The 26,556-nt window shown below is 73.6% G+C and carries 26 protein-coding genes; 9 read left to right on the top strand and 17 right to left on the bottom strand.

Annotated elements, in window-relative coordinates:
- The first annotated feature begins 245 nt into the window (after positions 1–245).
- The 7 genes from ABUL08_RS27930 to ABUL08_RS27900 all read left to right on the top strand — a co-directional run bounded on the left by ABUL08_RS27930 (position 246) and on the right by ABUL08_RS27900 (position 7,610).
- Positions 246–1,472 (top strand): THUMP-like domain-containing protein, encoded by a 1,227-nt coding sequence (locus ABUL08_RS27930; protein WP_350933006.1) that lies wholly within the window; start codon positions 246–248, stop codon positions 1,470–1,472.
- A 43-nt stretch (positions 1,473–1,515) separates the two neighbouring features.
- Positions 1,516–1,998 (top strand): Cys-tRNA(Pro) deacylase, encoded by a 483-nt coding sequence (gene ybaK / locus ABUL08_RS27925; RefSeq protein ID WP_350933004.1) that lies wholly within the window; start codon positions 1,516–1,518, stop codon positions 1,996–1,998.
- A 234-nt stretch (positions 1,999–2,232) separates the two neighbouring features.
- Complete coding sequence (locus tag ABUL08_RS27920; RefSeq protein WP_350938877.1) at positions 2,233–3,333, top strand: sugar ABC transporter substrate-binding protein; 1,101 nt, start codon at positions 2,233–2,235, stop codon at positions 3,331–3,333.
- Positions 3,334–3,450: 117 nt separating this feature from the next.
- Positions 3,451–4,272: an ATP-binding cassette domain-containing protein gene (locus ABUL08_RS27915; RefSeq protein WP_350933003.1), complete on the top strand. Its 822-nt coding sequence runs from the start codon at positions 3,451–3,453 to the stop codon at positions 4,270–4,272.
- Positions 4,269–5,528: a sugar ABC transporter permease gene (locus ABUL08_RS27910; RefSeq protein ID WP_350933002.1), complete on the top strand. Its 1,260-nt coding sequence runs from the start codon at positions 4,269–4,271 to the stop codon at positions 5,526–5,528. The genes ABUL08_RS27915 and ABUL08_RS27910 overlap by 4 nt, the downstream gene beginning before the upstream one ends.
- A gap of 43 nt (positions 5,529–5,571) precedes the next feature.
- Complete coding sequence (locus ABUL08_RS27905; RefSeq protein WP_350933001.1) at positions 5,572–6,753, top strand: ROK family protein; 1,182 nt, start codon at positions 5,572–5,574, stop codon at positions 6,751–6,753.
- A gap of 119 nt (positions 6,754–6,872) precedes the next feature.
- Positions 6,873–7,610: a DUF4142 domain-containing protein gene (locus tag ABUL08_RS27900; protein WP_350933000.1), complete on the top strand. Its 738-nt coding sequence runs from the start codon at positions 6,873–6,875 to the stop codon at positions 7,608–7,610.
- 50 nt (positions 7,611–7,660) lie between these two features.
- Here ABUL08_RS27900 and ABUL08_RS27895 read toward each other — a convergent pair whose 3' ends face one another.
- The 11 genes from ABUL08_RS27895 to ung form a co-directional block, all read right to left on the bottom strand.
- Positions 7,661–9,409 (bottom strand): ABC transporter ATP-binding protein, encoded by a 1,749-nt coding sequence (locus ABUL08_RS27895; RefSeq protein ID WP_350932999.1) that lies wholly within the window; start codon positions 9,407–9,409, stop codon positions 7,661–7,663.
- Positions 9,406–11,112, bottom strand: coding sequence for an ABC transporter ATP-binding protein (locus ABUL08_RS27890; protein ID WP_350932998.1), 1,707 nt, complete (start codon positions 11,110–11,112; stop codon positions 9,406–9,408). The genes ABUL08_RS27895 and ABUL08_RS27890 overlap by 4 nt, the downstream gene beginning before the upstream one ends.
- 84 nt (positions 11,113–11,196) lie before the next feature.
- The gene (locus ABUL08_RS27885; RefSeq protein WP_350932997.1) at positions 11,197–11,451 is read right to left on the bottom strand and encodes a hypothetical protein; all 255 of its coding nucleotides are present in this window, start codon (positions 11,449–11,451) and stop codon (positions 11,197–11,199) included.
- Between the two features lie 17 nt (positions 11,452–11,468).
- Positions 11,469–12,515, bottom strand: a complete 1,047-nt coding sequence (gene tsaD, locus ABUL08_RS27880) for a tRNA (adenosine(37)-N6)-threonylcarbamoyltransferase complex transferase subunit TsaD (RefSeq protein ID WP_350932996.1) — start codon at positions 12,513–12,515, stop codon at positions 11,469–11,471.
- Positions 12,508–12,972, bottom strand: a complete 465-nt coding sequence (rimI, locus tag ABUL08_RS27875; protein WP_350932995.1) for a ribosomal protein S18-alanine N-acetyltransferase — start codon at positions 12,970–12,972, stop codon at positions 12,508–12,510. The genes tsaD and rimI overlap by 8 nt, the downstream gene beginning before the upstream one ends.
- Positions 12,969–13,646, bottom strand: a complete 678-nt coding sequence (tsaB, locus tag ABUL08_RS27870; protein WP_350932994.1) for a tRNA (adenosine(37)-N6)-threonylcarbamoyltransferase complex dimerization subunit type 1 TsaB — start codon at positions 13,644–13,646, stop codon at positions 12,969–12,971. Before tsaB ends, rimI begins: the two co-directional genes overlap by 4 nt.
- Positions 13,647–13,717: 71 nt before the next feature.
- On the bottom strand, positions 13,718–14,593 hold the full coding sequence (locus ABUL08_RS27865; protein ID WP_350932993.1) for a lysophospholipid acyltransferase family protein: 876 nt from the start codon (positions 14,591–14,593) through the stop codon (positions 13,718–13,720).
- Entirely contained in the window at positions 14,586–15,092 is a 507-nt protein-coding gene (locus tag ABUL08_RS27860) for an SPASM domain-containing protein (RefSeq protein WP_350932992.1), read from the bottom strand. Before ABUL08_RS27860 ends, ABUL08_RS27865 begins: the two co-directional genes overlap by 8 nt.
- A gap of 63 nt (positions 15,093–15,155) precedes the next feature.
- Positions 15,156–15,971, bottom strand: coding sequence for a radical SAM protein (locus tag ABUL08_RS27855; RefSeq protein WP_350932991.1), 816 nt, complete (start codon positions 15,969–15,971; stop codon positions 15,156–15,158).
- Positions 15,972–15,982: 11 nt separating this feature from the next.
- Positions 15,983–16,375: a hypothetical protein gene (locus tag ABUL08_RS27850; RefSeq protein WP_350932989.1), complete on the bottom strand. Its 393-nt coding sequence runs from the start codon at positions 16,373–16,375 to the stop codon at positions 15,983–15,985.
- 123 nt (positions 16,376–16,498) lie between these two features.
- Entirely contained in the window at positions 16,499–17,200 is a 702-nt protein-coding gene (gene ung, locus ABUL08_RS27845) for a uracil-DNA glycosylase (protein ID WP_350932988.1), read from the bottom strand.
- A 143-nt stretch (positions 17,201–17,343) separates the two neighbouring features.
- Between ung and ABUL08_RS27840 the strand changes: the two genes are divergently transcribed.
- Positions 17,344–18,321 (top strand): LacI family DNA-binding transcriptional regulator, encoded by a 978-nt coding sequence (locus tag ABUL08_RS27840; RefSeq protein ID WP_350932987.1) that lies wholly within the window; start codon positions 17,344–17,346, stop codon positions 18,319–18,321.
- The gene (locus ABUL08_RS27835; RefSeq protein WP_350932985.1) at positions 18,318–19,721 is read left to right on the top strand and encodes a serine/threonine-protein kinase; all 1,404 of its coding nucleotides are present in this window, start codon (positions 18,318–18,320) and stop codon (positions 19,719–19,721) included. Before ABUL08_RS27840 ends, ABUL08_RS27835 begins: the two co-directional genes overlap by 4 nt.
- Before the next feature lie 125 nt (positions 19,722–19,846).
- Here the strand turns inward: ABUL08_RS27835 and ABUL08_RS27830 are convergent, their stop codons facing one another.
- From ABUL08_RS27830 to ABUL08_RS27805, 6 genes are all read right to left on the bottom strand, one after another.
- Positions 19,847–21,622, bottom strand: a complete 1,776-nt coding sequence (locus tag ABUL08_RS27830; protein ID WP_350932984.1) for a galactose-binding domain-containing protein — start codon at positions 21,620–21,622, stop codon at positions 19,847–19,849.
- Positions 21,623–21,846: 224 nt separating this feature from the next.
- Positions 21,847–22,329 carry a tRNA (adenosine(37)-N6)-threonylcarbamoyltransferase complex ATPase subunit type 1 TsaE gene (gene tsaE, locus ABUL08_RS27825; RefSeq protein ID WP_350932983.1) on the bottom strand — a complete coding sequence of 161 codons (483 nt, stop codon included), beginning with the start codon at positions 22,327–22,329 and terminating at the stop codon, positions 21,847–21,849.
- On the bottom strand, positions 22,326–23,435 hold the full coding sequence (locus ABUL08_RS27820) for an alpha/beta fold hydrolase (protein WP_350932982.1): 1,110 nt from the start codon (positions 23,433–23,435) through the stop codon (positions 22,326–22,328). Before ABUL08_RS27820 ends, tsaE begins: the two co-directional genes overlap by 4 nt.
- Positions 23,432–24,550, bottom strand: coding sequence for an alanine racemase (gene alr / locus ABUL08_RS27815; protein WP_350932981.1), 1,119 nt, complete (start codon positions 24,548–24,550; stop codon positions 23,432–23,434). The genes ABUL08_RS27820 and alr overlap by 4 nt, the downstream gene beginning before the upstream one ends.
- A gap of 73 nt (positions 24,551–24,623) precedes the next feature.
- Positions 24,624–26,093, bottom strand: a complete 1,470-nt coding sequence (locus ABUL08_RS27810; RefSeq protein WP_350932980.1) for an NAD(P)H-hydrate dehydratase — start codon at positions 26,091–26,093, stop codon at positions 24,624–24,626.
- 39 nt (positions 26,094–26,132) lie between these two features.
- Positions 26,133–26,501 (bottom strand): holo-ACP synthase, encoded by a 369-nt coding sequence (locus ABUL08_RS27805; protein ID WP_350932979.1) that lies wholly within the window; start codon positions 26,499–26,501, stop codon positions 26,133–26,135.
- Positions 26,502–26,556: the final 55 nt, after the last annotated feature.

Raw genomic sequence — 26,556 nt, 5'->3', positions numbered from 1 at the left:
CATGCCACCGGGCGGGGCCGTCGTCGCGGGTGCCGGTCCGCCTGGCGTTCAGCGCCCGGACCGAAGCCCGGAAGCTGGCACCCTCGATGGGAGAGTGCTAATCGCAGGTTATGCCTCGGCTAGCACTCCGTCAAGGAGAGTGCCAACGCATCACCCGTCGTGTCGCGCTCGCCCCGCCCCGACGGCGAGGTGCCGGCGCCCCGGCCGGTGCCGGGCGCTCCGGACCGGGTCGGGAGAATGAGCGCGTGGACCTGGATCAGCTCGCCGCCCTGCGTACCCCCGAGGGGTCGGCCGCGCTCGCGACGGCCGCCGGGCTGGCCGGCGGCGACCCGCTGGCCGCGGCGGCCCGGCTCCGCGCCACCGGGATGCCGGCGGAGCTGGCCGCCGCCGCGCTCACCCAGGCGGAGCTGCGCCGCCGCGCGGTCGGCAAGTTCGGGGCGGACGCGGCCGGGATGTTCCTCACCCGCGCCGGGCTGGAGCAGGCCACCCGCCGGGTGGTCGCCGACCGGCGGGCCGCCCGGCTGCGGGCGGCCGGCGTGCGGACCCTGGCCGACCTGGGCTGCGGCCTCGGCGCGGACGCGCTGGCCGCCGCCCGCGCCGGCATCCGGGTGTACGCGGTGGAGGCCGACCCGACCACCGCCGCGATGGCCGCCGCGAACGCCGACGCCGCCGGGCTGGCCGACCTGTGCACCGTGGAGTGCGGCGACGCGACCGCGTTCGACGTGACCCGGGTCGAGGCGGTCTTCTGCGATCCGGCGCGCCGGAAGGCCGGCACCGGGCGACGGATCTTCGACCCGAAGTCCTACTCGCCGCCGTGGGACTTCGTCACCGGTCTCGCCGAACGGGTCCCGTACACGGTGGTGAAGGTGGCGCCGGGGCTGGACCACGCGCTGATCCCGGCCGGGGCCGAGGCGGAGTGGGTCAGCGTCGACGGCGACCTGGTCGAGGCCGCGCTCTGGTGCGGTCGCCTCGCCGAGCTGCGCCGCCGCGCCACCCTGCTGCGCGAGAAGGAGCGCCCCCCGGCCGACGCCTCCGCCCCGAGCACCGGCGCCGGTCACCAACTCACCGGCGACGGGAACGCCGAGGCCGCCGTCGGGCCGGTCCGCCGGTTCCTGTACGACCCGGACCCGGCGGTGGTCCGCGCACACCTCGTCGCCGAGCTGGCCGGGGAGCTGGGCGCGACCCTCGGCGACCCGACCATCGCCTACCTCTACGCCGACACCGCCGCCCCCACCCCGTTCGCCCGCTGCCTGGAGATCACCGACGTGCTGCCGTTCTCGCTGAAGCGACTGCGTGCGCTGCTGCGGGAGCGCCGGGTGGGCCGGGTGGAGATCCTCAAGCGCGGGTCGGCGCTCGAGCCCGAGCAGCTCCGGCGGGACCTGCGGCTGGCCGGCGACGCGGCGGCGAGCCTGGTGCTGACCCGGGTGGCCGGTGCGCCCACCGTGCTGGTCTGTCGACCGGTGGCCGGCTGATTTTCGACTCGCCGCCCGGCCGGGGCCGGGTTAGCTTGTCGGCATGGCGGGACAGGGCACTCCGGCGACGGCGCTGCTGACCAGACGGAAGGTCAGCCACAGCACCCACCCGTACGACGTCGCTCCGGACGCGCCGAACTACGGCGCGCTGGTCGCGGCGGCCCTCGGGGTGCCCCCGGAGCGGGTGTTCAAGTCGCTGGTCACCGAGGTCGACGGCGCGCTGACGGTGGCCGTCGTCCCGGTCACCGGCGAGCTGGACCTCAAGGCGCTGGCCGCCGCCGTGGGCGGCAAGCGGGCCGCCATGGCCGACCGCGCGGTCGCCGAGCGGGCCACCGGGTACGTCCGCGGCGGCATCAGCCCGCTCGGTCAGCGCCGGCGACTCCCCACCGTCCTCGACGCGTCGGCGCTGGCCCACCCCACCATCTACGTCTCGGCCGGCCGCCGGGGCCTCCAGCTCCAACTCGCCCCCGCCGACCTGATCTCCCTCACCGCCGCCACCACGGCTCCCCTCGCCACCACTGCCTGACCCTCACTCCACCCCGTCGATCCCATGATCGTCGGGGCTTCACCAGGGCCGCTGCGGGAAGCGCTCTCTGCGGGATGACGCGCGGGTGACAACCGCGTTGCGGAATTGTTACCGCTGCCAACAAACTTCTGACCTCGGCACTCTTGCGCGTGCGACGCGATGCGGAATACGTTGCCGGACACAACAAAACACCGGTAGACACTTTCCCCCACCCCCATGAAAGGACCCGTGCAGATGCGCAAGGGCTTCCTCACCTTCGCCGCCGTCGGCCTCCTGGCCACCGGCAGCATGGCCGCCTGCGGTGACAACTCCTCCGACAGCAACCAGGCCGGCGGCAGCGCCAAGAAGCCGAAAATCGGCGTGATCCTCCCGGACAGCAAGTCCTCCGCCCGCTGGGAGGGCGCGGACCGCAAGTTCCTGGAGGAGGCCTTCAAGGCAGCCGGCGTCGACTACACCATCCAGAACGCGCAGGGCGACAAGTCCGCCTTCTCCACCATCGCCGACGGCATGCTGACCAACGGCGTGACCGCGCTGATGATCGTCAACCTGGACTCCGGCACCGGCAAGGCCGTGCTCGACAAGGCGAAGTCGCAGGGCGTCGCCACCATCGACTACGACCGGCTCACCCTGGGTGGCTCGGCGCAGTACTACGTCAGCTTCGACAACGAGGCGGTCGGCAAGCTGCAGGGCGAGGGCCTGAGCAAGTGCCTGACCGACAAGGGCGCCAAGAACCCGGTCGTGGCCTACCTCAACGGCTCGCCGACCGACAACAACGCCACCCTGTTCAAGAACGGGTACGACTCGGTGCTCAAGCCGAAGTTCGACTCGAAGGAGTACACCAAGGGCCCGGACCAGTCGGTTCCGGACTGGGACAACGCGCAGGCCGGCGTGATCTTCGAGCAGATGCTCACCCAGACCAAGGGCAAGATCGACGGTGTACTCGCCGCCAACGACGGCCTCGGCAACGCGGCCATCTCGGTGCTGAAGAAGAACAAGCTCAACGGCAAGGTGCCGGTGACCGGCCAGGACGCGACCGCGCAGGGCCTGCAGAACATCCTCGCCGGTGACCAGTGCATGACCGTCTACAAGGCGATCAAGGAGGAGGCGAAGGCGGCCTCCGACCTGGCCATCTCGCTGGCCAAGGGGGAGAAGAAGGAGACCGGTCAGACGGTCAAGGACCCGGAGGGTGGCCGTGAGGTGGCCTCCGTGCTGCTGACCCCGAAGGCCATCTACAAGGAGAACGTCAAGGACGTCGTCGCCGACGGCTTCGTGACCAAGGACGAGCTCTGCACCGGGGCGTACGCCAAGCTCTGCGCCGACGCCGGCATCAGCTGACCCGTACGCGTCAACCCCGCTCCAGGCGGCGCTGCCCGGCACGGTGACCACCGTGCCGGGCAGCGCCCCGCCACCGGACGGGCTCCGAGATCTCCCCTCCGCGCAAAGGAGACCCCCGTGTCCGCAACCCCCCTGCTGGAACTGCGCGGGATCGACAAGAGCTTCGGTCCCGTCCAGGTCCTGCGTGACGTCTCGTTCGCCGCTCATCCCGGCGAGGTGACCGCGCTGGTCGGCGACAACGGCGCCGGTAAGTCCACCCTGGTCAAGTGCATCAGCGGTATCTACCCGACGGACGGCGGCGAGTTCCTCTTCGACGGCAACCGGGTGCACATCAACAGCCCGCGGGACGCCGCCGCGCTGGGCATCGAGGTCGTCTACCAGGACCTCGCGCTCTGCGACAACCTCGACATCGTGCAGAACATGTTCCTCGGGCGGGAGAAGCGCAGCGGGCTCGTGCTCGACGAGCCCACCATGGAGCAGATGGCCGCCGAGACCCTGGCCGGCCTGAGCGTCCGGACCGTCAAGTCGCTGCGCCAGCACGTCTCCAGCCTCTCCGGCGGCCAGCGGCAGACCGTGGCGATCGCCAAGGCGGTGCTCTGGAACAGCAAGCTCGTCATCCTCGACGAGCCGACCGCCGCGCTCGGCGTCGCGCAGACCGCCCAGGTGCTGGAGCTGGTCCGCCGGCTCGCCGACCGGGGACTGGCCGTGGTGCTCATCTCGCACAACATGAACGACGTCTTCGCCGTCTCCGACCGCATCGCCGCGCTCTATCTCGGTCAGATGGTCGCCCAGGTGAAGACCACCGACATCACCCACTCGCAGGTGGTCGAGCTGATCACCGCCGGCCGTTCCGGCAACCTCGGCCTCGCTGCCGAGGGCGGCGGCAACACGGGCAACGGCAGCGAGCCGGCCGACGCGACCCCAGGAGCCGTCCGATGACCACCACCGTCGTGAAGAAGGAAGGGCCGGCAGCCGTCGCTCCGGCACCCAGCGTCGGCGACCACGTCCGCAACTACCTCGGCCGGGTACGCGGTGGCGACCTCGGCTCCCTGCCGGCCGTCATCGGCCTCGTCGTGCTCTGCCTGGTGTTCGCGATCGTCCGGCCGGTCTTCTTCTCGGCGGCGAACTTCGCGAACCTGTTCACCCAGGGCGCCGCGGTCACCGTGATCGCGATGGGTCTGATCTTCGTACTGCTGCTCGGCGAGATCGACCTCTCCGCCGGCTTCGCCAGCGGTGTCTGCGCGGCCATCCTGGCCAACGTGGTCACTGTGCTCGGCTATCCCTGGTACGTGGCGGTGCTCGCCGCCCTGGTCACCGGCGCGGTCATCGGCCTCATCATCGGCTTCCTGGTCGCCAAGGTCGGCATCCCGTCCTTCGTGGTCACCCTGGCCGGCTTCCTCGCCTTCCAGGGCATCGTGCTGCTGCTGATGAAGGAGGGCACGAACATCTCGATCGACGACAAGGTGATCGTCGGCATCGAGAACGGCCGCATTCCGCCCCTGGTCGGTTGGCTGCTCGCCGCCGTCGCGGTCGCCGGGTATGCCGGCGCGCAACTGCTGCGCCACCGCAACCGGGTGGCCCGGGGTCTGCTCACCGACCCGGTCGCCGTGGTCGCCGCCCGGATCGTCGGCCTCGCCGTGCTGCTCGGCTTCGCCGTGTACGTGCTCAACCAGGAGCGCAGCATCAACCCGTTGATCACCTCCAACAAGGGCATGCCGGTGGTCGTGCCGATCATCGCGGTGCTGCTGGTCTTCTGGACCTTCGTGCTCAACCGCACCGGATACGGCCGGCACCTCTACGCGGTCGGCGGCAACGCCGAGGCAGCGCGGCGGGCCGGCATCAACGTGGACCGCCTGAAGATCTCCGCCTTCGTCATCTGCTCCGCCATGGCCGCCGTCGGCGGCATCATCGCCGCCAGCAAGGACCGGTCGGTCGACCCGAACACCGGCGGTAGCAACGTCCTGCTCTACGCGGTCGGCGCAGCCGTCATCGGTGGCACCAGCCTCTTCGGCGGCAAGGGCCGGATGATCAACGCGGTGCTGGGTGGCGCGGTGGTGGCTGTCATCATCAACGGCATGGGACTGCTCGACCTCAGCTCGGGCCTGAAGTACATCTTCACCGGCCTGGTGCTGCTGCTGGCCGCAGGTGTCGACGCGCTGTCGCGCCGCCGCTCGGCCGCCACCGGCGTCCGCTGAGTCCCGGCAGACGCTGACCAGCGGGACACGGAGTACCAGAACCATGCGGGTGGGACCGAGCCAGGACGAGATCCGGCGGCAGAACCTCGGTGCGCTGCTGCGTCACGTGCACGTCCACGGCGCGACCACCCGCGCGGAACTCACCACCACGCTCGGGCTCAACCGCAGCACCATCGGTGCGCTGACCGCCGACCTGGCCGGCGCCGGTCTGGTCAGCGAGGGGACGCCGAAGGAAACCGGCCGGGCCGGACGACCGTCACTGGTCGTCCGGCCCGCGTCGGACCGGGTCTACGCGTACGCGTACTCGATCGAGGTGGACCGGCTGCGGGCCGCGCGCGTCGGTCTCGGCGGTGAGGTGCTCGACCGCCGGGAGCTGGAACGGCCGCGCGGCCTGGACGCCGGGGAGACCGCCCCGCTGCTGGCCGGCGCGCTCAAGGAGATGCACCAGCACGCCCCGCCCAATGCGCTCTGCGTGGGGGCGGGCGTCGCGGTCTGCGGCATGGTCCGCAAGGCCGACGGCCTGGTCCGGCTCGGCCCCACCACCGGCTGGGTGGACGAGCCGATCGGCGCCGCGCTCGCCGCCGAACTCGGCATCGACGTGCCGATCACCGTCGGCAACGTGGCGGACGTGGCCGCCTTCGCCGAACACGCCCGGGGCGTAGCGGCCGGCTGCGACAACGTCATCTACCTGTACGGGGACGTCGGCGTCGGCGCCGGCATCATCGCCGGTGGCCGGCGGCTCACCGGCCACGGCGGGTACGGCGGCGAGGTCGGCCACATGGTGGTGGTCCGCGACGGGGCCCGCTGCGAGTGCGGCTCCCGCGGCTGCTGGGAGACCGAGATCGGCGAGTACGGGCTGCTCCGCGCCGCCGGTCGCTCCGACGCGCGCGGACGGGACGCGCTGGTGGCCGTCTTCGACGCCGCCGACCGGGGCGACACCCGGGCGCAGATCGCCGTCCGGCAGGCCGGCGACTGGCTCGGCTTCGGCGTCGGCAACCTGGTCAACATCTTCAACCCGGAGATGGTCATCTTCGGCGGCACGATGCGGGACCTCTACCTCGCCGCCGCCGCCCAGGTGCGCAGCCGACTGCACCAGGTCGGGCTGGGCGCCTGCCTGGAACACGTCCGCCTGCGTACGCCGAAGCTGGGCGAGGACGCGCCGCTGGTCGGCGCGGCCGAGCTGGCCTTCGAGCGGCTCCTCGCCGACCCCCTCGACGCCGCCTGACGCGGCTTGCCGGCCGGCTGAACTGATCAGCCCGGTGATCCGTACCAGTGTGCGGACGGTCGACGTTGCGCGTGGCCGTCCGCGACACCCGCGCACGGACCGAGGAGGGCACCGCAACCATGGCACCGCTGGAATCCGCACGCCGCCGGGCAGCGCACCGGGTGGCGGTGCTGCTCGTCACCCTGGTCGCCGGGCTCGGCGTCCTGCCCGGGGCCGCACAGGCGGCACCCCCGCCCGGTCAGCAGATGAACGCCGCCGACATGACGCTGCTCAACGGCGTACGGCTGGCCGGGCTCTGGGAGATGCCGGCCGGGAACATGGCCGCCGAGAAGGGCCAGTCCAAGCGGGTACGCGAGATCGGGGCGGAGATCTCCCGCCAGCACGGCGTCCTCGACCAGCTCGTGGTGGAGGCGGCCAACAAGCTCGGCGCCGTCCTGCCGACCACGCCGACCACCCAGCAGCAGGGCTGGCTGACCGAGATGCAGAACGCCACCGGCGCCCAGTTCGACCAGATCTTCGTGACCCGGCTCCGGGTGGCCCACGGCAACATCTTCCCGGTGATCGGGGCGGTCCGGGCCAGCACCCGCGACCCGATCGTGCGGAAGCTCGCCGAGGAGGCGAACAAGTTCGTCAACGACCACATGACGATGCTGGAGAGCACCGGGCTGGTCCGCTGGCAGCAGCTCCCGCCGGCCGCGCTGCCGCCCGCGCAGAGCGACTCGCTGGTCGCCGCCGCCGCGGCGAACGTCGGCACCGGTGGCGGCGTCAAGGTGAGCACCACCATCGTCTGGCTGGTCTTCCTCGCCGCGCTGGCCACCGGCGGCTTCGCCACGTACCGCATCCTGCGCCGCAGCTGACGCCGGCCCGGCGAGGGGGCCCCGGTGATCCGTCACCGGGGGCCCCTCGCTCAGCCGTGCCAGGAGCGCCAGAGGGCGGCGTACGAGCCGTCGGCGGCGACCAGCTCGTCGTGCGAGCCCAGCTCGGTGATCCGACCGTCCTCCACCACCGCGACCCGGTCCGCGTCGTGCGCGGAGAAGAGCCGGTGCGCGATGGCGACCACCGTACGACCGTGCAGCACCGCCGCCAGCGACCGTTCCAGCGCCCGGGCGGCCCGCGGGTCGATCAACGAGGTCGCCTCGTCGAGGACCAGGGTGTGCGGGTCGGCCAGCACCAGCCGGGCCAGCGCGAGCTGCTGCGCCTGCGCCGGGGAGAGCGGATGGCCACCCGCGCCGACCACCGTGGTCAGGCCGTCGGGGAGCGCGTCGGCCCAGTCCAACGCGTCGACGGCGGCCAGCGCGCCCCGCACCTGCGCAAGATCCGCGCCGGGACGGACCATCGCCACGTTCTCCGCCAGGGTGCCGATGAAGACGTGGTGCTCCTGGGTGACCAGGGCGACGTGACCGCGCAGCTGCGCCAGGGGCAGCTCCACCAGGGGCCGGCCGGCAACGGTCACCGAGCCGGACCGGGGCGCGTGCACCCCGGCCAGCAGCCGCCCGAGGGTGGACTTGCCGGCACCCGAGGGACCGACCATGGCCAGCTTCTCCCCCGGCCGGGGCACCAGGGTCACCCCGTGCAGCACGTCGTGCCCCTCCCGGTAGGCGTACCGGACGTCGTGCGCGGCGACCCGACGGTCCGCGCCGGGCGGGACGGGCCCGGCGGGGGTGGCCGGGGACGCGGGCGGGTCCACGGACACCCCGAGCAGCCGGGCCATCGAGGCCCCACCGACCTGGAACTCGTCCAACCAGGACAGCAGCCGGTCGATCGGGTCCACGAGCTGTTGGACATAGAGGGTGGCCGCGGTGACCTGGCCCAGGCTGACCCAGCCCTTCAGGTGGAACCAGCCGCCGATGACCAGGGTGGCCGACACCGGCACCACGTACCCGATCTCGGCGACCGGGAAGAAGACCGTCCGCAGGCGGAGGGTGTAACGCTCGGCCGCGTACGACCGGCGGATGTCGGCGGCGCTGCGGGCCCGGCGGCGGGCCTGCTGACGCAGCGCCTCCGTGGTCCGCGCACCCTCGACGGTCTCACTGATCCCGTCGGTGATGTCCGAGTAGGCGGCGTTCTCCCGCAGGTAACCCGCCGGTGCCCGGCGCAGGTACCAGCGAGTGCCGGCCCAGAGCACCGGCACGGCGAGCAGGCAGGGCAGCGCCAGCAGCGGGCCGGTCAGCAGGAGCGCGCCGAGGATCAGCACGATCGTGACCACCGAGATCAGCGTCTCCGGCACCGCGAAGCGGACCGTCCGGGACAGCGCGGAGACGTCCCGCGAGGCGCGGGTCAACAGGTCACCCGTGCCGGCCCGTTCCACCGTGGACAACGGCAGGGCGAGCACCCGGTCGACGAAGTCCTCCCGCAGCTGCGCCAGGACCCGCTCACCGAGCCGGGCGGAGGCCAGGTGCGCGAAGCGCACCAGCACCGACTGGACCACCACGAAACCGGCGATGGCCAGCGCGATCCGGTCGACGGTCACGGCGGCGACGCCGCGCGAGATCCCCTCCACCAGGTCGCCGAGCAGCCGCGGCGCGACCAGACCGGCCGCCGCGGCGAGCGCGTGCAGGCCGAGCGCCACGGCCAGGCCGGCCGGGTGCCGGCGGACCAGGTCGCGGGCGTACCGCCGGACCTGGCGGGTGTCGGCGACCGGCAACGCGGTGCTCACGCCTCCTCCTCCCGGCTCACCGTGGCCGCGTAGCGCGGCTCGGCGGCGAGCAGCTCGTCGTGCCGGCCCTCGGCCACCACCTTGCCGTCCTCCACGAAGACCACGTGCTCGGCCCGGCCCAGCACCAGCGGGCTGGTGGTGCAGACCAGCGTGGTGCGACCGCGCCGGGCCGCGCCGAGCCGGTCGGCGATCCGCGCCTCCGTGTGCGCGTCCACCGCGCTGGTCGGCTCGACCAGGATCAGCGTCTCCGGGTCGGCGACCAGCGCCCGGGCCAGCCGCAGTCGCTGCCGCTGCCCGCCGGAGAACTCCCGGCCCCGCTCCGCCACCCGGCTGTCCAGCCCGTCGGGGAGCGCGGCCACGATGTCGGTCGCGCTCGCCGCGACCAGGGCCGCCTCCACGGCGGCCCGGTCGCCCGCGCCGTGCGGGTCCAGCTCCGCGAGCAGCGGGCCGGTGAACAGGTGCGCGTCGTTGTCGGCCACCAGGATCCGCGCGCGCACCGTCGCCAGCGCCACCTCCCGCAGCGGTACGCCGTGCAGGGTCACGTCCGAGTCGACGTACCGGCCGAGGCGGTCGGCGATCTCGGTCGCGTCCGCACCGGCGGTGGCGGCCAGCGCGGTGAACCCGCCCGGCCGCAGCACCAGCCCCGACCGGACGTCCACCAGCTCGCCGGGCCCGTCGGGCAGCGGAACCGGCCGGGCCGGGTCGACCAGCTCCGGGGCGAGCCGCAGCAGCCGGACCACCCGGCGGGCCGCGACGTGCCCCCGGGTCAGCTTGTCGGCCGCCTCGGTGAGGTTACGCAGCGGGCTGACCAGGAAAGCGGTGTAGCCGTAGAAGGCGACGAGCTGACCGGCGCTGATCTCACCGCGCAGCGCGAACCGGGCCCCCAGCCAGGTCACCAGCACCAGGAAGACGCCGGGCAGCAGGATCTGCGCGGCCTGGAGCAGCGACTCCACCCGGGCCACCCGCAGTCCACCGGCCCGCAGCGCCTGCGACTGCTCCCGGTACCGCCCGGAGAGCACCGGCTCGCCGCCCACCCCGCGCAGCACCCGCAGCCCGGAGACGATGTCACCGGCCCGGGCGGTCAGCCGCCCCTCCGCGTCCCGGTACGCCTGCTGCTGCCGGTGCAGCGGCCGGATCAACAGCGCGACCAGCCCCATCAGCAGCGGCACACCGAGCACCACCACCAGACCCAGCGGCACCGAGGCGTCCAGCAGGATCACCGCCACCGTCACGACGGCCACCACCGAACCGGTGCCCCGGGCGGTGATGTCGACGGCGCTGCCGATGTGCTCGATGTCGGCCGTACCGATGCTGACCACCTCGCCGGCCGCCACCCGGCGCGGCAGGGCGGCGCCCAGCCGGTTGGTGGCCTCGACGGTGACCTGCACGGTCCGGTACGCGGCGGCCAGCCAGTTGTGCACCGCGCAGCGGTGCCGCAGGATCCCGGCGGTCGCCTGGAGCACGCCCAGCCCGAGCAGCGCGGCCCCCCAGCGGAGCAGGGCGTCCGGGTCACGGTGGGTGAGGCCGGCGTCGATCGCCCGGCCCACGGTGGCCGGCATCAGCGCCTGGGCCACCATCCAGACGACGCCGAGCGCGATGCCGCCGCCGAACAGGAACGGGTGCCGGCCGGCGAGCCACACCAGGTAGCAGGTGGCGGACCGGTCGTCGGGAGTGCCGGGATCGCCGGCCGGTGAGAAGCGCATGGCCCTCCCGACGCTAGGCGGCCCGCCCGGTGCGACGCGACCGAATTCCGGCTGGCCGGCGGCGCTGCGGCCGGGCCGCGGCGGTCAGCGGTCGACCTGGGTGAAGTCCCACGAGTGCGGCGGCCGGGCCACCAGCCGCATCGGCGGCTCGGGCAGGTCCCGTGGGTTGCTCCGCCACTTGGAGATCACCACCACCCGGTGGTCGGTCGAGGAGAAGACCTCACTGGACAGGTGCAGCGGGTCGTGCTCGAAGTCGGGCAGCGCGGTCTCGCAGACCCAGGTGATGAGGTCCGCGAAGCCGTACGACTCCGCCCGCGCCTCCCACATCCGTACGATCATGTCGGTCGTCCCGGGGTTCAGACGCTGACCGTGGTCAACGGTAGGGCGGAGTCGGCGGGGAGGTCCAGGCGGCTCGGCGCGACACCCGAGGCGACCAGGTGCGAGCCGAGCGCGGCGACCATCGCGCCGTTGTCGGTGCAGAGCTTCGGGCGGGGCACCCGTACCCGGATGCCGTGCTTCGCGGCGCGGTGCTCGGCCATCGCCCGCAGCCGCGAGTTGGCCGCCACTCCCCCACCGATCACCAGCGTGTCGATCCCGCTCGTACGGCAGGCGTCCAGCGCCTTGCCGACCAGCACGTCGCAGACCGCCTCCTGGAAGGACGCGGCGACGTCGGCCACCGGCACCGGCTCGCCGGCCCGCTGCCGCGCCTCCACCCAGCGGGCCACCGCGGTCTTCAGCCCGGAGAAGGAGAAGTCGTAGCGGTGCGCGGCGAGATCCTTGGCGGCGGTGAGGCCACGCGGGAAGCCGATCGCCCCGGCGTCCCCGGCCCGGGCCTCCCGGTCGATCCACGGTCCGCCGGGGAACGGCAGCCCGAGCAGGCGGGCCACCTTGTCGAACGCCTCACCGGCCGCGTCGTCGATGGTCGCGCCGAGCGGGGTGACACCGCCGGCCAGGTCGTCGACCCGCAGCAGCGACGAGTGCCCGCCGGAGACCAGCAGGGCGATCGCCGGCTCGGGCAGCGGGCCGTGCTCCAGGGTGTCCACGGCGACGTGTGCGGCGAGGTGGTTCACCCCGTAGACCGGCTTCTCGGCGGCGAGCGCGTAGCCCTTCGCGGCGGCCACCCCGACCAGCAGCGCACCGGCCAGGCCCGGCCCGGAGGTGACCGCGATCGCGTCGATGTCGGCGATCGTCACCCCCGCCTCGGCGAGCGCCCGCTCCATGGTCGGCACGATGGCCTCCAGGTGCGCCCGGCTGGCCACCTCCGGCACCACACCGCCGAACCGGGCGTGCTCGTCCACGCTGGAGGCGATCGCGTCGGCCAGCAGGGTGTGGCCCCGCACGATGCCCACGCCGGTCTCGTCGCAGGAGGTCTCGATGCCGAGGACCAGTGGTTCGTCAGCCATGATCTTGTTCCTGGTTCCGCTGCATGACCAGCGCGTCGGTGTTGCTCGGTTGGTAGTAGCCGCGCCGCACCCCGATCGGTTCGAAGCCGTACGTGGCGTAAAGCCGCTGAGCCGGGCCGTTGTCCGCCGCGACCTCCAGCAGCGTGCTCCGGGCACCGCGCCGGGCGGCCTCGGCGAGCAGCGCCTCCAGCAGCAGCCGGCCGACCCCTCGCCGCTGGACGTCCCGCCGCACCGCGATGTTCTGCACCCAGGCCTCGTCGGGCGGCGCCACGGCGAGCCCGGCGTAGCCGAGCACCGCGCCGTCGTCGTCGGTGGCGACCAGGTAGTGGTGGCCGTTGGCCAGTTCGTTCCAGAACATCGCCGGGGACCACTGCTCGGCGCCGAAGAGGTCCGCCTCGATCGGCAGCACCTGGTCGATGTGCCACCAGCGGAACCGCCCCAGCCGCACCTCACTCATGGCAGGACCGGCTTGTGGCCGGTCGCGGCGACCGCGTCGGGGCGGCGCAGGTAGAGCGGGGTGAGCGGCTCGCCGGGGGCCTGCGCCCGGATCCGCTCCGCGGCCAGCGCGGCCAGCACCGTCGGGTCCGGGTAGCGCGGCTCGGCCCGCAGCGGCAGCCCGAGCACGTCCGCGTACCGGTGCGCGCCGTCACCGACCGCGACCGTGACGGCCAGGTCGCGGGCCCGCTCGGCGGCGACCGCGGGGGCGTCCACGTTCGGCCCGGCGATCCGCTGGCCCGCGCCGTCGTAGACGGCCCAGTAGACCTCCCGACGCCGGGCGTCGCTCGCCGCGAGGACCGGCTCGCCGGCCGCCGCCGGGTGGCCGATGCCGTCCAGCGAGCAGACACCGTACGTGGGGATGCCGAGCACCTGCCCCATGGTGGCGGCCGTGACCAGCCCCACCCGCAGGCCGGTGAACGGGCCGGGGCCGAGCCCCGCGACGATCGCGGTCAGGTCACGCGGGCGGGCGTCGAGGTCGGCCAGCACCGCGTCGACCTGCGGGGCGAGCAGCTCACCGTGCGCCCGCGCGTCGACGGTGCACCGCTGCGCGCGGGGCGTGACGCCGTCCGCCGAGACCTCGACCAGCGCCGCGGTCACCGCGGGCGTCGAGGAGTCCACCACCAGTACGAGCACGGTAAGCCAGCCTAGCCGCCGCCCCGGTCACCCCCCGTCACCCCCCGGCCGTCCGCCGGCCCGCCACCGGATCAGCGACCAGCGGCCGGCAGCGGCGCGAGCTGCGGGCTGTCGAAGGTCAGCGTGGGCAGCAGCAGCCACTGCTCCGGTGCCCGGCTGATCAGCGCGGCCAGCACGTCGGCCAGCACCTGTCGCAGCCCGGCCCGGGCCGCCGCCCGGTCGGCGGGACGGTCACCGACCAGCAGCGGCTCCTCGAGCCGCAGGACCAGCCGGTCGTCGCGGCGGTGCAGAACCGCCGGGAGCAGCATGGTGCCCGGTCGGGCGGCCAGCGAGACGAAGCCCGCGGAGATCGGTCGGCGCCGCCCGAACAGGGTGACCGGTTCCACGCCCCGCCCCGGATAGACGAAGTCCGGGTAGGTGCACAGCACCCCACCGCCGGCGAGGGTGGCCAGGATCCGGCGCAGCGCCCCGCTGCCCTCGGAGACCACCGGCACCCGGACCCCGTCGGGCAGTTCGGCGCTGCTGGTCTCCTCGCCGAAGGCGACCAGCGGACGGTCACCGAAGACCTCGGCCACGGCGTGCAACGCGTCCGGGGCGGGCACGGTCAGCGGGGACACCAGCACCGTGGGGTGGCCGGCGGTCTCGGTCAGCCACTCGGCACCCACCACCTGCGCGACCGGCAGCGGCCGGGCCGCCCCCGCCGTCCAGCGGGCCTGCCGCCAGGCACACCAGAGCTGGTGGGCCAGCACCCGCCGGACGGCTTCGGGCCCGCTGTCACCGTCGACCGCCGCCAACGCCTGCCCGATCCGCTGGTTCTCCCGGTACGGGTCGCCCGCGGCGAGCCAGCCGGCCAGCTCGTCGACCTCCGCAGTGCCCCGGTCGCCGAGGACCCGGGCGTAAAGCGGGTCGAAGGAGAGCTCCTGGAGCGCGGCGGCCAGGCTACGCATGGGCGCATCCCGCCGTCAGGCTGCGCAGCCAGTCCAGCAGCCCGTCCCCGCGCACCAGCGAGAGCGAGATCCGGTCGAAGGCGCTCAACGCCACCGCGCAGCCGCTGTCCCACACCTCGTTGAGCGACGGGGCGTGCGCCAGGCAGGTGCCGCCGCACACCCCCAGCCAGAGGCAGTCCGCGCACCGGCTCGCCGAGAGGTCACGGTGCCGGATGGTGGTGGCGACGTCACTGCGTCGGGCGTCGGCCAGACCGCCGGCCACCGTGCCGAGCCCGGCGAGGGGGCCGGTCGGGTCGATGCAGTCGCACGCCTCCACGGTGCCGTCCGAGGAGACCGAGAGCAGGTCCCGGGCGGCCCCGCAGTCGCCGCGCAGGCACATGTTGCCGCCCGGCCCGGCGAGGAAGTTGTCCAGGTACTTCTTCACCGGCAGCACGGCGAAGCCGGCAAACTCGCCGCCCTCCACCGCCACGAAGAGCTCCTCCCACGCCTCGGCCAGCACCGCCGGATCCAGACCGAACCGGGCCGCGTCGGCGCGACCGCGCCCGATCGGTTGGAAGAGGCTTCAGTCCCAGGTAGTCATCCCGACGTCCCGGAAGTGCCGGGCCAGCGGCAGCAGCAGCCGCTGGTTCGCGGCCGTGATGGTGCTCATCACCCCGGCCGACCGGACGAAGTCCGGGTAGCGGGCCAGCGCCGAGGCGAACGCGTCGTACGTGCCGCGCCCGCGGTGGTCCCGGCGGAACAGGTCGTGCACCGGCGGTGGCCCGTCGACCGAGACACCCCAGGCGATGTCGTGGGCGCCGGAGAACTCCACCACCCGGTCGGTGAGCCGGGAGAAGTTGCTCTGCCCGACGAACCGGATCCGCCGGCCGCGCTCGGCGGCGAGCCGTTCCCCGGTGACCACCAGGTCCTCGATGAGCGGCCAGAGCAGCATCGGTTCGCCGCCGTGCAGGATCACCGCCAGCTCGGCCGGTGCGATCTCCAGAGCCTGCTCGATCGCGGCCACCGCGACCGCCCGGTCGATGGTGGTGGCCTTCTCGAAGACCTCGAAGTCGTAGCAGTAGGCACAGGCGTGGTTGCACGCGTTGGTGAGTTTCAGGATCAGCGTGTTCAGCTCGCTGAACCGTTTCTCACCGCCGACCACCCCGATCCCCTGGTCGAGCAGGAGCTGGCGGAGCCGGGCGACCGGCTCCCGGGCGGCGGTGGGCAGCAGCGCCGGCGGCTGGTCGACCAGCGGGAGCAGGGGCTCCACCCGCTGGTCGACCGTGGTCCACCGGCCGGAGACCTGGTCGATGACCAGGAGGTGCCCGTCGCGGGGCAGGGTCCGAACCCGGTCCGGGTCGAACCGGCTCCGGTGCAGGGTGAGCGCGACCGGTGGCATGGCGGCCGGACCTACGCCGCGCCGGCCCCGCCGGCCTGGTGCATGTCGGGATATTCGAGGGTGGTGTGGCGCAGCTGGGACTCGACGTGCTGACCGCGGGCGTCGATGTGCGTCAGGCTGCCGTCGGCGGTCCACTCCTGCAGGACCGGCTCCTCGAAGTCCTCGATCCGGCTGCGGTGTCCGCAGCAGGCCCGGCTCCACTCGGCCCAGACACCCGGGTCCGCCGCCGTGCCGGGACGCAGCGCGTCGATGACGACGGTGTTGACGCCAGCCGGCCGGATCTCCTCCGGGAGCACGGAGAGGATCCGGTCGGCCTGCTCGGTGACGTACTTCTCGATCTCCCGCTCGGGCAGGTCGTGCAGGCGCATCGATTCCGGCGCGCGCAGGTTGATGATCTTTGCCATGAGCCACCTCACGGAGAGTGGGATTACTGCTCATGACGGTGCGACCACGAACCGTCGCCGTCCAGGCACCTGTCCTTGAGCTGACACGTCCGCCCGGCCGCCGGCGCCGCCCGGCCGGGCAGGTCAGCCGGCTGACCGCTCCCAGTCGACGGTGGGCAGGCCGGCGTCGGCGAGGGCCTTGTTGGCCGCGCTGAACGGCCGGCTGCCGAGGAAGCCGCGCGGGTTCATCGGGCTGGGATGCCCCGCCTCCAGCACCACGTGCCGCGGGTTGGTGACCAGGGCCGCCTTCTTGCGGGCGTACCCGCCCCAGAGCAGGAAGACGACACGCTGGTCGAGGGCGTCCAGGGCACGGATGGTGGCGTCGGTGAACTCCTCCCACCCGGAGTTCGCGTGCGACCCGGGGGTGGCCTGGCGGACGGTGAGCACCGAGTTGAGCAGCAGCACACCCTGCGCCGCCCAGCCGTCCAGGTTGCCGCTGCGGGGCTTCGGCACGCCCAGGTCCTCGCCCAACTCCTTGAAGACGTTGCGCAGCGACGGCGGCACCGTCACGCCCTCGCGCACGCTGAAGCTGAGGCCGTGCGCCTGCCCCGCCTTGTGGTAGGGGTCCTGCCCGAGGATCAGCACCCGGCACTGCGCCGGCCCGCACAGCCGGTAGGCGGAGAAGAGGTCCTCGACCGGCGGGAAGACGGTCTGCGTCGCGTACTCCCGGGCGACGAACTCGGCCAGCGCGGCGGTGCGGGCCGGGTCGAGGTGCGGGGTGAGCACCTCGCGCCAGTCGTCGGGGAGCAGCGCCAACAGGTCGAGGGTGGGGGTGTCGTCGGGCATCGGCAACCTCTCGTCGGCTGGGTCGGGCCTCTTTCCTACCAGCCGCGACCGACATGACCCGGCACGGGAGGATAGGGCATTCTGTGATTCCCCGGCCGAACGAACAGCGGAGTTCGATGCCTGAGAAGCCCAGACTCTCGGACGTGGCGGCGGCCGCTGGCGTGTCGCAGGCCACAGTCTCCCGGGTGCTGACCGGGTCGGCCCGGGTCACCACCCAGGTCCGCCAGCGGGTCCACGCCGCGCTGGGCAGCCTCGGATACCAGCGCCGTCAGCGCCTCGCCGGCACGACGAGCAGCGGGGCCCCGGCCGCCGTCGCCCTTCTGATCGGCCGGTCGACCAGCCGCATGTTCGCCGACCCGTACTTCGCCCGCCTGGTCGCCGGGGTGGAGCAGGCCCTGTCCCGCGAGGGCATCTCCCTGGTCCTGACCTCGTCGTGCAGCGACGCGCTGCACTCGACCGAGCGGTTCCTGGCCGGCCGGCACGCCGACGCTCTCCTGGTGGCCAGCCTCCACAAGGAGGACCCACTGGCCACCGTCGTGGCCGGCGCCGGCGTCCCGCTGCGCTGGATCGGACGCCCACCCGGCAGGGCCTCCGGCCGGTACGTCGACGTCGACAACGCCGGTGGCGCGCGGCAGGCCGTCGAGTACCTGGCGCACCAGGGCCGTCGCGTGATCACCAACATCGCCGGCCCACCGGGGGTCTCCGCCGCCGACGGCCGGCTGACCGGATACCGGTCCGCGCTGGCGAGTGCCGGGTTGCCCGTTCCGCCGGTCGCCCACGGCGACTTCACCCAGGGTTCCGGCGCCCACGCCATGAACTGGCTGTTGGACCGGCAACCCCGCCTGGACGCGGTCTTCGTCGCCTCGGACCTGATGGCGGTGGGCGCGCTGCACGCGCTGCGCCGGGCCGGGCGCCGCGTCCCCGACGACGTCGCCGTCATCGGATTCGACGACGCGGCCGTCGCCCGGATGGCGACGCCCGCGCTCTCGACCGTACGCCAGCCGATCGAGACGCTCGGCAGGCTCGCCGCGGAGCTGCTGCTCACGGACCTGTCGACGCCCGGCGAGCCGTCCGGCGACGCCGTGCTGCCGATCGAGCTGGTCCTGCGCGAGTCGGCATGAGCCGGCCCTGGCCGGTCGAGGGCGACCTGCTCGCCGGCCGCTACCGGATGACGGAGCGGCTGCGCCTGGGCGGCATGTCGGTGATCTGGCGGGCTCACGACGAGACGCTGCACCGGATGGTGGCGGTCAAGCTGCCGGTCGTCGACGCGCCGCTGCGCGCCGCTGCACACGAGTTGCTCCGGCGTGAGTCGCGCGCCACCGCCCGGCTCGCCCACCCCGACGTGGTCACCGTCCACGACTGCGGCGAGGCCACCTCCCCCGACGGCGACCGGGTCTTCTTCATGGTCATGCAGTTGGTGACCGGCGAGCCCCTCGCCGAAGTGCTCGCGGACGGGCCGCTGTCCTGGCCGGACGCGGCGCGGATCGCCCAACGGGTCGCCCGGGTGCTGGTGGCGGCGCACGCCGACGCGATCGTGCACCGGGACATCAACCCGGAGAACGTGCTGCTCACACCGGACGGTGTCAAAGTCGTCGACTTCGGGATCAACGCCCGGATCGGCGAACCCGACGACGGGTCGGGCTGGACGTTCGGCACGCCGCCGTACGTCCCGCCGGAGCGGGTCGCCGGGGCGGCCGTGGCACCGGCGAGCGACGTCTACGCACTGGGCGCGCTGCTGTTCGAGATGCTGGCCGGCCGGCCGCCGTACCCCGAGACCACCTGGGACGAGCTGGCGGCGGTCCGGCGGCCGAGCGTGCCGCCGGCACCCCCCGGCGCGCCGGCCGAGCTGGCGGAACTCTGTCAGCGCTGCCTGCGTCCCGAGCCGGACCTGCGACCGAGCGCGGCGGAGGTCGCCGCGAGCCTCATGGCCCTGGTGGACGGCCGATCCTCGGCGGCGGTCCGGGCCTGGCCCGGACCGCCGCCCCGACGGCCGGCCCGACGCCGGGCGATCGTGACGACCGGCCTCGGCCTCGCCGCCGCCGTCGGCGTCGTCGCGGTCTGGGCGTCGTCGCCGGGCGACCCACCGCCGCGTACCGCGCCGACGCCGCCGGCCACTCCGGTGCCCGGCACGCCGGGCCCGCCGAGGACGACGGGCGCAACCGTGGGCAGCCCGCGCCCCGCCCCGCCCCGCCGTACCGGCCGGACGCCGTTGTTGACCGTGTCCGCAGCGCGGGAGCAGGTGTACGCGGTGATCGACCGCAACGCGCGGCAGGGCGGGATGTCCCCGGACGCGGCACAGGACCTGCGGCAGGCCCTTGCCAACCTGACGAGGAACGGGGTGTCGGACGGCCGTGCCCTGGACCGTGAGATGGGCGCCCTCCGGCGCCGCGTCGCCGATCGCGTACGCGAGGGCCGGGTCACCGCCGCCGCGGCAGCGGAACTCGACCGCGCCCTTGAGCGGTTCGCCGTGGCCTTCCGGACGGCTCTCGGTGCCCGGGGCGACGGGTCGACCGGCGGCTGACGAGCGGCGCCGGCCGCCGGACCGCCACCTCGTGGACGCGCGGAACGGGTCCCGGGAGTGCCCTGCACCCCGGGACCCGCCCGCTGTCGCTCACGCTCCGGAACGCGGTCGCCCGGGCCGTCCGCTCAGAACGTCTCGGTCCTCGGCGCGCCACCCGCGGCGTAGGTGATCCGCTTGGTCAGCTTGCCGCTCTTGTCGAAGACCAGCACCATCGACGTCGCCGCGCCGATCGTCTGGGTGTGCGTGACCTTGAGACCCGCGCCGATGTCGACCGTGCAGCCGCCGGTCTGGCCGTCGGTGTTCAGCCGGACCTTGCAGGTCTGCTTCCCGCCGACGTTGACCAGCATCACCGCGACCTTGCCGCCGTCGACCGCACCGTAGGTCCGCATCGTGGAGACGTTGGAGGTGCCGTCCGCGTACCGACCGGTGAAGTTCTGCGACACCAGCTGCAGGTGGTAATAGGTCGACCGCGGCTTCAGGTTGGCGTCGAGGAAACCGAAGTCGCTCTCGGTGCAGCTACCGCCGTGCTCGGCCATCGACCACGCGGTGGCGTAGGCGCCCCCGTACTTCATCACCGCACCGTAGACCTGTGCGAACATCTGCCCGGCGGCGTACGAGCAGGCCCCGCCGCCGGCCTTGCTGTTGAACTCGCCGATGCCCCACTGGAGGGCGTTTCCGCCGGTGCGGCCCCGCTTCTTGTTGACCTCGTCGACCTTGGCCCGGGCCTTCTTGATCCCCGAGATGATGTCGTTCGCCCCGGCCGTGGCCAGATCCCCGCCGACGTAGCGGTGCCAGGTGACGCCGTCGATGTAGTACCGGCCCTTCGCGTCCTTGCCGGTGATGTCGGCCTCGCCGCCCAGCAGGCTGTTGTAGATGGTGTCGATGTAGCCGGCCTCGTCCGGTCCGAAGATCCTGATGGACGGGTCGACCGCCTTCATCGCCGAGGAACGCGCCTTGATGTAGCCGGCCTCCTGGAACGCGAGCTTGCGCAGCTCTTCGTTCTTGCTCGGCTTTCCGGCGTCGATCCACGTCTCGTTGCCGATGTTCCAGTACTTGACGTAGTTGCCGCCCTTGCTGTTGAAGTACCGGACGACGTTCGCCGCGTCTTCCGGGCTGCGGTGCTTCGACACCTGGATCATCGGCTCGGCACCCATCGCCTTGATCTGCTTGACCCAGGTCTCCAGCTGCGCGTTCGACGGCATCTTCTCGTCGTAGTCGTGGCCGCCGATGCGGACGATCTTCAGGCCGGCGCCGCGGCTCGCCTTCCACACCTTGTCGCTCGGGTAGTACCAGGCGTTGTTGCCGACGAGCAGCGGACTGATCGCCGGGCCGCCGGCGGACGGCATGACGGTCGAGCCCGGCGCGGACGACCGGGACGTGCCCGGTGACGGCTTCGCCGTCGGGGTCGCGGACGCCTTCGTCGGCGGCGGGGTCGAGCCCGACGTGGCGGCGTGGACCTCGAACTCGTACAGGGAGAAGCCGTAACGGGTGGCCCGCACCGTGCCGTACATCCGGACGTACCGGCCGGTGGCGTTCACGGTCAGCTCGTCCTTGCCACCGTCACCGGTGGTGGTGCGGTAGGCCGTCTTCCAGTCGTCGCCGTTCGCCGAGACCTGGATCTCGTACGCCTTGCCGTAGGCCGCCTCCCAGCGGAGCACCACCCGGCCGATGTGGACCTTCCTACCGAGGTCGATCCGGATCCACTGCTTGTCGGCGAACCTGCTCGACCAGCGAGTGCGGGAATCACCGTCCACCGCGTTGCGACCGCTGAGGTCGTGGCCGGTCTTCCGTTCGGTGGAGGACACGGTCACCTTCTTGCCGTCAGCGATGCCGGTGGCGGCATCCGCGGTCGCGCTGTAGTAGAAGGCGACCGTCGCCAGCACCACCGTCACGACCGCCACGGCGACCGCCGCAATCCATTTCGGAGCGCCGGCCCGATGGGTCGAGGCTTGCATAGGGGTTCCCTTCGTGAAAACAGGGTGGAAGACGCTCCGTATTCGGACGAGTACGACACGTGCCACCTGATATCACTTGGGACGCTATGAGCAGGAATTTTCCTCCGTCAATCCGCTGCCTCGCATCCGGACAGAAGGCCTGGTCAGCCGGTTGCGACGGCTGAAAATTTTCAGGCGAGGGCCGCGAGGCGCTCGGTCCAGTCGCCGCCGACGGGCGTCAGTTCGACGGTACGGCTGTCGTCGTCGTGCCGGTCGATCCGCACCCGCAGGTGCGCGTCGACCAGCTGCTCGACCAGCCCTTCGCCCCACTCGACCACGGTCACCGCCTCGTCCACCGAGGCGTCCAGGTCCAGGTCGTCGATCTCGGCGCGCGGGTCCGCCGCGTCCCCCAGCCGGTACGCGTCCGCGTGCACCAGGGTCACCCGGCCGCCCCGGGCCGGGTCGGGCCGGTGCACCCGGGCGATCACGAAGGTCGGCGAGGTGATGTCCCCGCGTACCCCGAGACCGGCGCCGATGCCCTGGGTGAGCGCGGTCTTGCCGGCGCCCAACGGGCCGCTGAGCAGCAGCAGGTCACCGGCGCGCAGCACGCCGGCCAGCCGGCGGCCGAACTCGTGCGTGTCGTCGACGGTCTTCAGCTCCACCACGACCGTCATAGCGATTCCAGGAACCTCTCCAGCGCCGCGTTGACCTGGTCGGCGTGCTCCAGCATCACCACGTGCCCACTGTCGTGGATCTTGATGAACTCGGCGTGCGGCAGCCGCCGGACGATCTCCTCCGAATGGGTCACCGGAGTGATCATGTCCTTGTCCCCGACCACCACCAGCACCGGCGTGGCGGCCAGCGCGGCCAGCGCCGGATAGCGGGAGTGGGTGGCCAGGGTGCGCAGGTAGCGGGTCACCGTGTCGGCCGACGTCCGTGAGTTCATCGTCTCCACGTACGACACCAGGGCCGGGCTCGGCTTCGGGGTGCCGAAGCCGTACTTACGGGTCAGCAGCCAGGCCACGTTGGCGGTGGACTGGCGGGCCTTGTCGATGATCGTGCCGCCGTACCGGGTGGCGTTGCTCATCATGTAGAGCACCGGGGCGCCGACCCGACCGATCAGGGCCGGCGCGACCAGCTTGGTCTCGGCGAGCAGGCCGCCCGAGGTGGCCATCAGCACGGTCCCGACCACCCGGTCGCCGAACAGCTCCGGGTACAGCTCGGCCAACGCCATGATCGTCATGCCGCCCATCGAGTGGCCGACCAGCACCAGCGGCCCCTCCGGGGCGGTCTCGTCGAGCACCCGGCGCAGCGTCCGACCCAGCGCCGCGAGGTCGTACTCCCCGGACTCCAGCCGGCCCGACCGGCCGTGGCCGGGCTGGTCGTACGCGACGATCCGGTAGTCGCCGCGCGCGGCGAGCATCTTGCGCTGGAAGTGGAACGTCCCCATGTCCAGGCAGAAGCCGTGCACCAGCACCACCGTCGGGTGCCCCGGCACCGGCCGGGTCGGCTCGACCACCTCGACGTGGATGTCGGTGCCGTCCGGCATCTCGAACCGGTACGACTCGTCGTAGCGCTGCTCGCCGAAGACCTCGTCCGCGTACGGGTCGGCGGGGTCGGCCTTGAGCCGGCGGACCAGGACGCGTTCGCTCACCACGCCCGCGGCGAGCCCGGCGGCGGCCACGCCGACCGCCGCCCCCAGCAGCCCGGCGACCTTCCCGGCCGCCGTCCGGGGCCGGGGAATCCGGAACCGGGAAGGGGACGGGGACGGGGACGTCATGGCCGTTCGCCGTCGTAGACGCGGGGCACCCGGACCCCGCCGAACCGGGTCACGATCTCGTAGTTGATGGTGCCGACCGCGTCGGCCCAGTCGTCGGCCGTCGGCTCACCGTCGGCGCCGCTGCCGAAGAGCGTCGCCACGTCACCCGCGGCGATCTCGTCCTCGCCGCAGTCCAGCACGAACTGGTCCATGCAGACCCGACCGGAGATGGTCCGGCGCTTGCCGCCGAGCTGCACCGGGCCGGTGTTCGAGGCGTGCCGGGGCACCCCGTCGGCATAGCCCAGCGGCACCACCGCGAGGTTGGCCTCGGTCTCGGTGAGGTAGGTGTGGCCGTAGGAGACGCCGGTGCCGGCCGGCACCCGCTTGGTCAGCATCACCCGGGCCCGGGCGCTCATCGCCGGGCGCAGGCCGTACGTCTCGCCCGTCACCGGGGAGAGGCCGTAGATCGCGATGCCCGGCCGGACCAGGTCGAAGTGGGTGTCCGGACGGGTCAGCGTGGCGGCCGAGTTCGCCAGGTGCCGGTAGCGCGGGCGCAGCCCGGCCCGCTCCACCATCGCCAGCCCCTCGTGGAAGACGGCGAGCTGGCGGTCTGTGGTCGGGTGGCCGGGCGAGTCCGCGTACACGAAGTGGCTCCACACCCCGACCACCTCGACCAGGCCGTCGGCTTGGGCCTTCGCGGCGGCCTCCAGCAGGGTGGGCCAGTCGGCGACGGTCGCCCCGCCCCGGGACAACCCGGTGTCGATCTTCAGGTGCAGCCGGGCCGGGCGGTCCGCCCGCCGGGCCGCCTCGACCATCTCGTCCAGCTGCGGCAGGCTGGCGCAGCCCAGGTCCACGCCGACGGCGACGCCGTCGTGCAGCGGCAGCCCCGGGTCGAGCAGCCAGGCCAGCACCGGGACCGTGATCCCCTCCCGGCGCAGGGTCAACGCCTCGTCGAGGGTGCAGACCCCGAGCCAGTCGGCGCCGGCGTCCAGCGCGGCGCGGGCGGCCGGGACCATGCCGTGGCCGTACCCGTCGGCCTTCACCACCGCCATCAACTCGGCGCTGGTGCCCGACCTCAGCCGGGCCACGTTCTCCCGGATCGCGTCCAGGTCGACGCGCACCTCCGACTGCCACATGCCCCCAGCCTACTTCCGTCGGTGATCACCGCGCGGCTCGGCGGCGACCCGACCGGGCCCGCGCGTCGCCGGATCAGGACAGCCGGGCGATCACCGGACGCAGGGCGGTGGCCACGTCGGGCGCGGTCACCGGCCCACCCCGGGCCGCCTCCCGACCGGCCAGGCCGTGCAGGTACGCCGCCGCGGCAGCCGCCCGGTCGGCCCGCACCCCGGCCGCGAGCAGCGAGCCGAGCAGCCCCGCCAGCACGTCCCCGGTGCCCCCGGTGGCCAGCGCCGGGGTGCCGGTCGGGTTGACGTACGCCCGGCCGTCCGGGGTGCCGATCACCGTGCGGTCCCCCTTCAGCAGCACCACCGCGTTCATCCAGGCGGCCAGCCGCAGCGCCGCCGCCACCCGGTCCGCGCCCGGGGTCTCCCCGCAGAGCCGGGCGTACTCCCGGTCGTGCGGGGTCACCACGATCGGCGCGTCCCGGTCGCGCAGCCGGTCGGCCATCCGGCCGTCGACCAGCAGGGTCAGCGCGTCGGCGTCGAGCACCACCGGGACCGGCGCGGCGAGCACCGCGCGCAGCTCGGCGGCCGACTCCTCGCCGGTGCCCAGTCCCGAGCCGCACACCCAGGCCTGCACCCGGCCGGCGTCGGCGACCCGGCCGGCGGCGATCACCGACGGGTGCTGGTGCAGCACCTCGGCCCGCGCCCCGCCCGCGTAGCGGACCAGGCCGGTCGGCCCGGCCAGCGCGCCGCCCACCGAGAGCACGGCCGCCCCCGGATACGTCGCCGAACCGGTCGCCAGCCCCACCACGCCCCGGGTGTACTTCTCCGAGGACGGGCCGAGCCGGGGCCACCAGTCCACGACGTCCGACCACTCGGTCACCGACAGCGCGGGCGTGCCGCGCAGCCAGGGCGCCAGCCCGATGTCGACCAGCTCCACCTGCCCGGCCAGGGCGGCGGCGGGCCCCACCACCAGGGCGGGCTTCAGCGCGCCGAACGCCACCGTCACGTCGGCCCGTACCGCCCTGGGCCGGCCGGACTCGGTCAGCGGCACGTCCCCGGTGTCCACCGCGACGCCGCTGGGCACGTCCACCGCCACCACCGTGGCCCGGGCGCCGTCCCGCCCGCAGTGCCGGACCAGGCTCGCCGCGAGCTGGTCGGCGGTCTCCCGCAGCCCTCCGGTGCCGCCGATCCCGACGATGCCGTCGAGCACCAGGTCGACCAGGGCCGGGGGCCGGTCCACCAGCCGGCCACCGGCGGCCCGGAACGCGGCCGACCCCTCGGCGTGCGCCCGGTCGGGACTCAGCAGCAGGGCGGACACCGCCGCGCCGCGCCGGGCCAGGTGGGCACCCGCGTAGAGGGTGTCGCCGCCGTTGTCGCCGGAGCCGACCAGCAGCAGCACCCGGGCGCCGTAGACCCCGCCCCGGTCCGCCAGGAGCAGGGCGCAGCGGCGGGCCAGCCCGGCCGCCGCCCGCTGCATCAGCGTCCCCGGCGGCACGGTCGCCATCAGGCCGGCCTCCGCCGCGCGTACGTCCGCGACCCGCCACACCGGTTTCATGCGTACCCCGTCCTCCGGCGGGTCGACCCGCCGGTCAGCTCAGCGTTCCGCGACCACCATGGCCGAGGCGATGCCGCCGTCGTGCGACAGCGACAGGTGCCAGCGGTTGATCCCGCGTTCGGTCGCGGCGGCGGCCACCGTACCGGAGACGGTCAGCCAGGGCCGGCCGTCCGGGTCCGGCACGATCTCGCAGTCGTGCCAGCTCAGCCCGCCCGGGGCACCGAGCGCCTTGGCGACGGCCTCCTTGGCCGCGAACCGGGCGGCCATCGACTCGGGCGAGCGCGGGTTGCCGGCGCGGGTGAACCGCTCGGCCTCGGTGAAGAGCCGGTCGGCCAGCAGCGGCGTCCTCGCCAGGGCCCGGGCGAACCGGTCCACCAGCACGACGTCGATGCCGACCGCCACGATCACGACCTCACCCTACCGGCGCGTGCGGCCGCAGATTAGCCACCGGGTCCGCGGTGGG

Origin of the sequence: Micromonospora sp. CCTCC AA 2012012, assembly GCF_040499845.1 — a bacterium.
GTDB classification, from domain to species: Bacteria; Actinomycetota; Actinomycetes; order Mycobacteriales; family Micromonosporaceae; genus Micromonospora; species Micromonospora mangrovi.
The sequence above is the reverse complement of the archived record's forward strand: the minus strand, read 5'-3'. Positions and strand labels throughout refer to the sequence as shown.